This window comes from Bradyrhizobium sp. P2_E8 (genome assembly GCF_056403875.1).
The window spans coordinates 1-2129 of record NZ_JBFUES010001163.1 but is presented as its reverse complement, the minus strand read 5'-3'; the positions used below and the strand labels follow the sequence as shown (position 1 = coordinate 2129).

The 2129-nt window shown below is 65.5% G+C and carries 2 protein-coding genes; both read right to left on the bottom strand.

Annotated features, from left to right (window positions below; genetic code table 11):
- Nucleotides 1-77: 77 nt before the first annotated feature.
- Nucleotides 78-971, bottom strand: coding sequence for a protease modulator HflC (hflC, locus tag AC1D00_RS38115; protein WP_135175922.1), 894 nt, complete (start codon nucleotides 969-971; stop codon nucleotides 78-80).
- Nucleotides 968-2110, bottom strand: a complete 1143-nt coding sequence (gene hflK, locus AC1D00_RS38110) for an FtsH protease activity modulator HflK (protein ID WP_404553763.1) — start codon at nucleotides 2108-2110, stop codon at nucleotides 968-970. The genes hflC and hflK overlap by 4 nt, the downstream gene beginning before the upstream one ends.
- Nucleotides 2111-2129: the final 19 nt, after the last annotated feature.

The window sequence follows — 2129 nt, the reverse complement described above, 5'->3', positions numbered from 1 at the left end:
GACCTCATCGGATTGGAACCTCCCGTTATGCTGTTCTTCTGGACGAAGGGCGGCCAGATCTGCCGCCCTTGTCAGGCTTACGGCTTTGCCGTCGCGGTCGCCGCCTTGCCGGACGGGTTACCAAAGAACCGGAAGAAATCCGAGTCCGGCCGCAGCAGGAAGCGGGTGTCATTCGACTTCAGCCCGTTCTCGTAGGCCGTCATCGACCGGTAGAAGGCGAAGAAGTCGGCATCCTTGCCGTAGGCTTCCGCGAACAGGCGGTTGCGCTCGGCGTCGCCGACGCCGCGGGTCTGCTCGGCCAGCGACCTGGCTTCCGCCTCGATCACGGTCGCCTCGCGGTCGGCCTTGGAACGGATCTCCTGTGCCTTCTGGCCGCCCTGCGCCCGGAACTCGGCGGCTTCCCGCTCGCGTTCCGTCTTCATGCGCTGGTAGACCGCCTGGCTGTTCTGCTCCGGCAGGTCGGCGCGCCGGATCCGGACGTCGACGACCTGGATACCGTAACCGTCGGCCTCGCGATCGAGCTGGTCGCGGATGCGCAGCATCAGCTTCTCGCGGTCGTCCCGCACCACGTTGATGAAGGTGACCTCGCCGAGCACGCGGCGCAGCGCCGCGTTCAGAAGCGTGGTGAGCTGGATGTTGGCGGCCTGGATTGAACCGACGCTCTGATAGAAGCGCAGCGCATCCTTGATGCGATAGCGCGCGAAGGCGTCCACCACGAGCCGCTTCTGGTCGGATGCGATCGCTTCCTGCGACGGGTTCTCCAGATCGAGGATCCGCTTGTCGATGTTGATCACCGAGTTCCACGGCGCCTTGAAGTGCAGGCCGGGATCGGTGACGACGTCGACGGGCTTGCCGAACTGAAGCACGATGGTCTGCTCGGTCTGCTGCACCGTGAACAACGACATGTAGCCGACGATCACGACGAGCAGGAGCCCGAGGAGGGTGACGATACCTGTGACCGGAGACCTCATCGGCTGCCTCCGCCCGTTTGCTGACCGGCGGCAGGAGGCCGCTTCGTCGTCAATTCGCCGAGCGGCAGATAGGGCACGACGCCCTGGCCCGAGGGCCCGCCGTCATAGACGAGCTTGTCCGCGCCGCCGAGCACGCGCTCCATCGTCTCCAGGTAGATCCGTTCACGCGTCACGTCGGGCGCCTTCTTGTATTCCTCGTAAACCTTCAGGAAGCGCGAGCTCTGGCCCTTGGCCTCGGCAACCGCCTGCTCCTTGTAGCCTTCGGCGGCCTGCATGATCTGCGCCGCGCGTCCGCGCGCCTGCGGCACCACCTGGTTGGCGTAGGTCTGTGCTTCGTTCTGCAGCTGCTCGAGATTGGCGCGCGCCGCCTGCACGTCGCGGAAGGCGTCGATCACCTGCGCCGGCGGATCGACCTTCTGCATCTGCACCTGGCTGATCTGAATGCCGGCGCCGTAGCTGTCCAGAGTCCTCTGGATCAGTTCCTGCACGCCCTGTTCGGTGACGTTGCGTGCACCGGTGAGGATCGGCTGGATCTGCGAGCGGCCGATCACCTCGCGCATCGCGCTCTCGGCGACCGCCTTCACGGTGCCTTCGGGGTTCTGGATGTTGAAGAGGAAGTCGCCGACGCCGGCGGTGTCGGGCTTGATGCGCCACAGCACGGTGAAGTCGACGTCGACGATGTTCTCGTCACCGGTGAGCATCAGGCTCTCTTCCGGCACGTCGCGAATGGAGCGGCCGCGCCGCGCCGGATCGTCGATCAGCGTCATGCCGATGGAGATGGTCGAGACGCGCAGCGCCTTGGGCAGCAGCACTGTCTCGATCGGATAGGGCAGATGATAATTCAGGCCCGGATCCACGGTGCGGACATGCTTGCCGAAGCGCAGCACGACGCCGCGCTCTTCGGACTGCACGCGGAAGAAGCCCGACAGCAGCCAGAACGCGACGATGATCAGGATGATCAGCGTGATGCCGACGCCAGAGAAATAGCCACCCGGCATGATCTGCTGGAGGCGGTCCTGGCCACGCCGCAGAAGGTCTTCCAGATCCGGCGGCCTCGGCCCGACCGGTTGCGGGCCTGAGCCCCATGGTCCCTTTGGACCCGAGCCCCATGGGCCACCGCCCTGATTCTTCCACGGCATTCGACGCTCTCCTCGGCAG